Genomic DNA, 6,414 nt, shown 5'->3' with positions numbered 1-6,414 from the left:
GGGGGAGGGGGAGGGGGAGGGGGAGGGGGAGGGATCAGACGATGGTGATCCTGAACGTGCGGCTGTTGTTGCCCGGCGTCGGGTCGTCCGGGAGCTCGGCCTCGACGGTGCCGTCCAGCACCTCGGGGTCCATGCCGGAGGCGACCGAGATCCGCACCTCGGCGGTGACGGAGGCACCCGGCGCCAGGCCGGCCGGGACGGCGCAGGCGACGGTGTGGCCGAAGGGCAGCGTGGAACAGGTCGCGCCGGAGGACGTTCCGGTGCCCACCACCCCCGGCGGCAGGTGCACGTACAGCGTGAACGGTACGGCGGTCGCGGTTCCGCCGGCGTTGGTCACCGCCGGGTGCAGCAGGGTGGAGTCGCCGTCGGCCACCGGGGCGGGGTCGGCGGCCGAGACCACGAGGTCCGCGCCGGCCGCGCACGTGTCGGCGGCCGCCGCCGGACCGGCGGCCAGGACCACTGCCGCGCACGCCGCCCGCAGGGCCCTGGAAAGCAGCAGTCGGGACATCACGCTCACCCAATTTCGTTCGGTACCCGCCGGACCACGGCTCGGGACCGGCGGCAGGCCCGGCCGGGCCTGCCACGGCCAGCATCGGTGCCCCGCCGCGCCGCCGGAGCGGGACACGGCGGGGCACGACGGGGCACCGCCCGTACGGGTGACCCCGCGGGCCGCCCGGTGCGGGACCGTCAGACGGTGGCCTCACCGGCGCCGGGCCGCTGGTTCTTCGCGTCGACGATCGCCCGGGTCACGATCGTCGTGCGCTCCACCACGGTGCCGGGCTTGACGCCGTCGAACTCCCGGACCTGCACGCCGCGGCTGCCGACGTACTGGTGGCTCTCCCGGTCGAAGATCCACTCCGATCGCACGCCGGTCTGCGGGTCGAGCCGCGCCAGCGCGATCCCGTCCCGGCCGGAGACGTCCTGCGCGTGCTCGACCACCACGACGCCCGGGATCCTGCCCGCGGCCTCGTAGAGCGCGGCGGCGAGCGCGGAGGGCACCAGTTGCTCGCGGATGACGGAGCCGATCTCGTTGAACGCCTGCTGGTCGTGGTCCCGGTCGCCGCTCACCGTCGCGTAGACGGACTTCAACAGGGCCCCGGGGTCGCTCGGCTGGGCCGCGAGCCACGTGTAGGTCGATTGCATGCGCGGCTCTTTGTTGTCCAGCGTGATACCGCCCTTGTCCTGGTAACCCGGCTCGTCCAGCCAGCCCTTGGTGCCGTCGGGCGACTTCCACACCTCGCGGTCGTGCAGCGGCTGCACCCAGGTGGTGGACTCCCCGGTGTCCACGTTGTTGCGGGTGGACATGAAGGAGACCCGGCTCTTGATGTAGATGAACTGGCCCGGCCCCGGCTGGGGCGTGCTGCGCGCCGTCGCGGCGGCGGCGATCTCGCGGACCGTCGAGGCGAGTTGCACCGTGCTGCCCTCCTCGATCTGCACGACGGGCGCCTTGACCAGCTCAGGGGCGGCCACGGTGTTGGCGCCGGGCGAACCGCCGACGGACACCACCACGGCCAGGGCGGCGGCCGCGGCGACGGGGGCGGCGAACAGCACGGCGCGGCGCAGCGGCCGCCGTGCCGGGGTGGCCGCGGGGGCGTGGTCGGACTGGTGGATCTCGCTCATCAAGTACTCCTCGAGCAGGTCCTGGCGGTCGGCCGCCAGGCGGGGATCGGCCGGCGGCGGCAACAGACGGGCCAGTTCCGCGTGGTCGAGCGGTTCGTTGTGCCGCCACGGGTTGCGGATCATCGGTGCGTCTCCTTGTGCGGCCGGGCCGCAATGCTGCGGCCGCCCTGTACTTGTCCGGGGATCGGGAGCGGTTCCGTGTTCTTCTGCGAGGTGTTCTCCGTGGCGTACTCCGCGCCGTTCTTCGTGCCGTTCTTCGCGGCGAGCTTCCGCGCGGCGCGCAGTTCGTCGTCCGCGAGCTTGCGCAGCCGGGTGCGGGCCCGCGAGAGGCGCGAGCGCACGGTGCCGACGGGAATGCCGAGGGTGGCCGCCGCCTCGGCGTAGCCGAGCCCGGACCAGACACAGAGCGCGAAGACCTCGCGCTCCGAGCGCCGCAGCCGCCCCAGGGCCTTCCGGGCGGCCGCGAGCTGCTCGGAGTCGGCCATCCGGCCGACGAGTTCGTCGGCGAAGTCGGGCACCGGATCGGCCACGGGCATCCGGGCCATCGCCAGGTTGTGGCGGCGCGCGGCACGCGTCGTGTTGCGCAGCACATTGACGGCGATGCCCATGAGCCACGGCCGTGGACTGTCGCCCTCGTCGCGCAGCTTCCCGCGCAGGCGCCAGGCCTCCAGGAAGGTCAGCGACACCACGTCCTCGGCGAGCGCCCAGTTCCCGGTCACACGCACGGCATGGCGGTACACCAGGGAGGAGTGCTCCCGGAAGAGCTCGCGAAATGCTTCGGGTTCCCCGGCTCGGAGCCGGGAGTGCGGATGGTTCACGTCAAGCCTTGTCCGGGCGGACCGGCCGGTTCCTGTGACGCGCGTCACCGGCGGCGCCCCCAGGGAAGTCCCCCACGCTGCCGATCATGCAGCACGGCCCATCACCCACCACCTCCGGTCCAGGTCGGGAGACTTCGGCTGTGGGTGTCAGGGTGTCGGACGGCCTACGTGGCGACAGTTCTATGGAGTGTGCGAACGACCCCTCATTGCCTGTCAATGCTCGGCGGAATCATGTGCTTTCGAACCGTGGCCGTGCCGTGCGCGCGGGTCTCCAGCTGGCCCTGCGGCTGGCCATGCACTCAGTGGTGTCCTCCAGATCGGCACCGACACCTCACAGTCCGGCGCGGTCGCCATCCCGGGGAACGATCTCGCGAACGCGGGAGCAGTCAACCGGGGCGCCGAAGCCAGTGGTTCCGTCACCGTCGGCGGGGAGGACTGGCCGGGACGGGAACCGGACGCCGCCCGCAGGGCCCGGTACTCCCGGACGACCCGGCACCGGCCGCCGAAGCCCGTCGACTCCCACCCGGGACTACGGTGTGGCAGTGGTCGGTTCGGTGGGGGGCTTCAGGCAGGGGGTGGTGATGCCCAGGACCATACGGTTGTCGCCGGCGGTGCTGGAGACGTCGACGACGTACCGGCTCCCGGGATGGCGTGCGATGACGGTGGAGTTCGGCTCGCTGGCGGGCGTCTCCTGGTAGGCGGAGATCTTGAGCCCTTCGCCGGTGAGGAGGTCCCTGACCTTGCGGACCACCTCGTTGTGCTGAGCGTTCGGGACGTAGCTGTGCACCGCGTAGAACAGGGTGTAGCGGTCGTCGGGTGCGGATTCCCCCTTCTTGCCGACACAGGGCGAGAAGAGCGGGTCGACCGGCTCTGCGTTGATCGTGATGCCGGCGCTCTGCGCCAGGTGCTCGGTGATCTGCTGCGCCCAGCTGAGTGCGTCGTCACGGGACTTGACCGGCAGCGGGGCGTCCTTGCCGGAGTCGGTGTTTGCCATGCAGGCTCCAAGACTTGAGACCGTCAGGGTCGCCGCAACGAGATACCTCAGTGCCGTGGCGGCCGGGCGGATGGGTGGGCGAGTCATGAGTTCTCCCGGACGGGGGCTCAGTGGGGGATCGAGCCCCAGAGCGGGTCTTCCTTGGGGGTCGTGGCGGGTTTCCGGCCGGCGATGATCTTGCCTTGGTTGATCACGCTCTGTGAATCGTCGGCCCAGTAGCCGCCGTGCCCGGAAGTGTCGATGTTGATGTTGTGACCTCCGAATCCCACGATGTGGGGGCTTGGCCCCAGGGAGAATCCGCCGACCAGGCGGGTGGCGTCGTCGGTGGCTTCCCCGATCCAGAGGTGGTCCGGACTGACTGTCAGCTGGTCTGCGGTCAGGACCCCCATGCCCGGACTGCCGAGCGTTACGATGTCGTCGGCCTGGAGGCCGCCCTTCTCACTGTCGGCGACGCCGACGGCGAAGCTGCCGTAGCTGTGGGCGATGTAGCTGAGGTGCGTCCTTGGCTCGCCGTGTGCCACCCTGAGCCCGTCGGAGAAGCGGCGCATGTCATCTGCGGCATCGAGGCCGCGCATGGGGTTGGCGGCCTTTGTGATGCTCTCCGGGGTGTCGTAGCCGAGATAGGAGATCACGGCAACGGTCTCGCCCTCCTTCGTGGACGCGCTGGCATATCTCTGAAGTTTGCGTATGTGGTCGATCTGACCAGGGACGCCCGGCAGCTCGGTGTTGGTCCCGGGTACGAAGACGGAGGTGTGGGTGGCCTTGTCCGGGTTGCCCGTCGAGACGATGGCGCGTCCGTCTCCGCCGTAGGCCTCGGGATCGATCCCGAGGAGGAACATCTGGTGATTCTCGTCCTTCGCGTCGGCAGTGTCCTCCAGCTTCTTCTTGATCTCGGCCAGTGCTGCCTTGCGCTTGTCGTAGGTCGCTTGGTCAAGACCGAGCGATGCAGGGCTGCCGGCCTGCAGAGCATCGAGTTTCTGGTCCAGCACGAGTCGGTTGGCTTCGTCGCGGGCGGTGGCTGGCAGGCCGTCCAGATTCCCGATCCTGACTGCGTCCAGAGCGAGATAGGTCTCCTGTTGGTCGGGCGTGAGCCCCTTCCACCACTCGGCGTTCTTCTGCGGGTCCTTGCCGTCCGGGATGTAGGACTCGGCCAGGCCCAGATCCTTCATCACGTCTGCGGCATCGGTGCGTGTCTCGGCGACTGCGCCGTTGGCCCGCCGGTCGTCAAGGATGTCCCCGCCCAAGCGCCCGAGGGCGGTGTTGCCCTGGTCGCTCGCCGCCTGGGCGTCCTTCAGAGCCTGGTCGATCCGGGACTGGTAACCAGCCTTGAGGCCCATGAGGGTGCGGCGGGCGCTCTGGGCATCCGGGTCGTTGCGGTCCTCCGGGAGCTCCGGCGTGAGGTCGACCCTCCCGTCGGCCGAGACCGTCAGACCGGAGTCCTGTGCGCGGTGCACCGCGTTCGTCAGGTTCGTCTGCGCTTGGTAGATCCGGTCGGCGACCGTGTTCAGTGTCAGCGCGACCGTCTCTGCTTCCACTCGGACCACGTCCAGTTGTTGCTCGGTGCGCGCCATGAATGGGAATGCCACCCGGGCATCGGCCCCCTCCCACTGCTGGTGGAGGGGCCCATTCACCTGGTTGCGGTGGCGTGAGCCCACCGTCTCCGCCGTGTGCGCCAGCGCCTTCCACTTCCTCGCGACCTCGCGCAACCCCTGTGGGTCGAACTTCAGCAGCAGTTCGTAGGGGTTGCTCACGGCTTTGCCCCCTGCTGGCTCCAGACACCGGCCGCCGTCAGCTCGTTCTGGTTGTGAGCGGTGGCGTTCGCATCGAGGTTGCTTCCCGTGGCGACGATCCGCTGTTGGAGCGCCGAGAGCGGAGCGCTCCAACTGCTTCCCAACTGTCCGAGCCCGGCGGCGATCGACCAACCCACGAGCTGACCGCTCGTTGTCGTGGCCGAGGTCAGCGCGGCCTGGACAGGGGTACGGAGCTCTTCCGCGAGCCCCTTGGCGACCTGCGCCGACGCATGCAGTCCCTGCACGACGACTTTGACGTCTGCCAATGCAATCTCCCCCCGGAGTCAAAGGCCGATGCGGCCCCCAGCCACACCGAAAGATCGGAGACCACCATACGCTGTGCATTCGTTCGAATACTCCGAGGGGCGGCCCTCGCCGTGTTTATCGCCCTGCGGGTGCCCGGCGGAGCGGCTCCGCCACGCCGGGGGCCGGCGGGGCGGAGGGGGCGGTCTCGGGGACCGTCAGGGGGCGTACCAGCGGTGGTCGTCGGTGCTGCCTCCGGGGACGATGCAGTCGTAGAGCCACGTTGTGCGGTTGCCTTGGTCGGTGCCATTGGCGGCCACGCCGTCGACGTCGAGGCACTTCCCGGTCTTGTAGTTGACGAGCAGCTTCGGGCCGGTGTCCCCGTACGGCCACGGGAGTCGGTACCACTCCTGGTTGTCGCGGTCGAGGATGCAGCCGTGCAGGCGGATCTCGGTTCCGTTGGGCAGATCGCCGCCCTCGCCCGGGACGTCCAGGCACAGGAAGGCGCTCAGGTTGTTCTCGATGACGAACTTGTCCAACTCCACTTGGACACCGTTCGGGTATGTGTAGGTGAAGGATCCAGTGCCAACGAGGTCCCAGTACTGGTTGTCGCCCGAGGCACACTCGTATACCCCGACCCGGTCGCCGGGAGACGGCACCCCGTAGCCCGGTACGTCCAGGCATGCGGACGTCGTGGCGTTGATGACGAACACCTGGGGGTGGAAGATGTTCGCGTTCGCGGGCGGCGCGGCGACGGCCAGCGCGAGCAGCGCGGCGCCGAGCAGCGCGAGCAGGCGGGCGGGTTTCGACAGGCTACGTTTCATGGCACTCCTCGGATCTGTGCGGGACACGAGCGAGCCGAGGGCTCGTTCCGCGCACAGCCGGGCACGGCCTCCCCCGGGCCGGGTCGCATCCTATGCTCGGCAAGTCCCGTTGCAGGGGTGCCGAT

General features: G+C 69.8%; 7 protein-coding genes. All 7 read right to left on the bottom strand.

Annotated elements, in window-relative coordinates; genetic code table 11:
- Positions 1-34: 34 nt before the first annotated feature.
- Positions 35-517 (bottom strand): hypothetical protein, encoded by a 483-nt coding sequence (locus IF01_RS0123795; RefSeq protein ID WP_157855327.1) that lies wholly within the window; start codon positions 515-517, stop codon positions 35-37.
- Between the two features lie 170 nt (positions 518-687).
- Positions 688-1,743 (bottom strand): CU044_5270 family protein, encoded by a 1,056-nt coding sequence (locus tag IF01_RS48450; protein ID WP_037780842.1) that lies wholly within the window; start codon positions 1,741-1,743, stop codon positions 688-690.
- Positions 1,740-2,438: an RNA polymerase sigma factor gene (locus IF01_RS0123785; RefSeq protein WP_037780839.1), complete on the bottom strand. Its 699-nt coding sequence runs from the start codon at positions 2,436-2,438 to the stop codon at positions 1,740-1,742. Before IF01_RS0123785 ends, IF01_RS48450 begins: the two co-directional genes overlap by 4 nt.
- Positions 2,439-2,967: 529 nt before the next feature.
- Complete coding sequence (locus tag IF01_RS0123780) at positions 2,968-3,432, bottom strand: hypothetical protein (RefSeq protein ID WP_030395551.1); 465 nt, start codon at positions 3,430-3,432, stop codon at positions 2,968-2,970.
- Between the two features lie 107 nt (positions 3,433-3,539).
- Complete coding sequence (locus IF01_RS0123775; RefSeq protein ID WP_051756054.1) at positions 3,540-5,183, bottom strand: alpha/beta hydrolase; 1,644 nt, start codon at positions 5,181-5,183, stop codon at positions 3,540-3,542.
- Positions 5,180-5,488 (bottom strand): hypothetical protein, encoded by a 309-nt coding sequence (locus IF01_RS48445; RefSeq protein WP_030395549.1) that lies wholly within the window; start codon positions 5,486-5,488, stop codon positions 5,180-5,182. The genes IF01_RS0123775 and IF01_RS48445 overlap by 4 nt, the downstream gene beginning before the upstream one ends.
- 195 nt (positions 5,489-5,683) lie before the next feature.
- Positions 5,684-6,289 (bottom strand): RICIN domain-containing protein, encoded by a 606-nt coding sequence (locus tag IF01_RS0123765; protein ID WP_030395548.1) that lies wholly within the window; start codon positions 6,287-6,289, stop codon positions 5,684-5,686.
- Positions 6,290-6,414: the final 125 nt, after the last annotated feature.

Origin of the sequence: Kitasatospora purpeofusca, assembly GCF_000718025.1 — a bacterium.
In the GTDB taxonomy this organism is placed as follows: domain Bacteria; phylum Actinomycetota; class Actinomycetes; order Streptomycetales; family Streptomycetaceae; genus Kitasatospora; species Kitasatospora purpeofusca.
Note: the sequence above shows the minus strand (reverse complement) of the source record. Positions and strands in the feature narration are given on the sequence as shown.

Excerpts from the sequence above, each read along its gene's own strand:
- IF01_RS48450 (WP_037780842.1), bottom strand. The coding sequence starts at position 1,743 with ATGATCCGCAACCCGTGGCGGCACAACGAACCGCTCGACCACGCGGAA.
- IF01_RS0123780 (WP_030395551.1), bottom strand. The coding sequence starts at position 3,432 with ATGGCAAACACCGACTCCGGCAAGGACGCCCCGCTGCCGGTCAAGTCC.
- IF01_RS0123765 (WP_030395548.1), bottom strand. The coding sequence starts at position 6,289 with ATGAAACGTAGCCTGTCGAAACCCGCCCGCCTGCTCGCGCTGCTCGGC.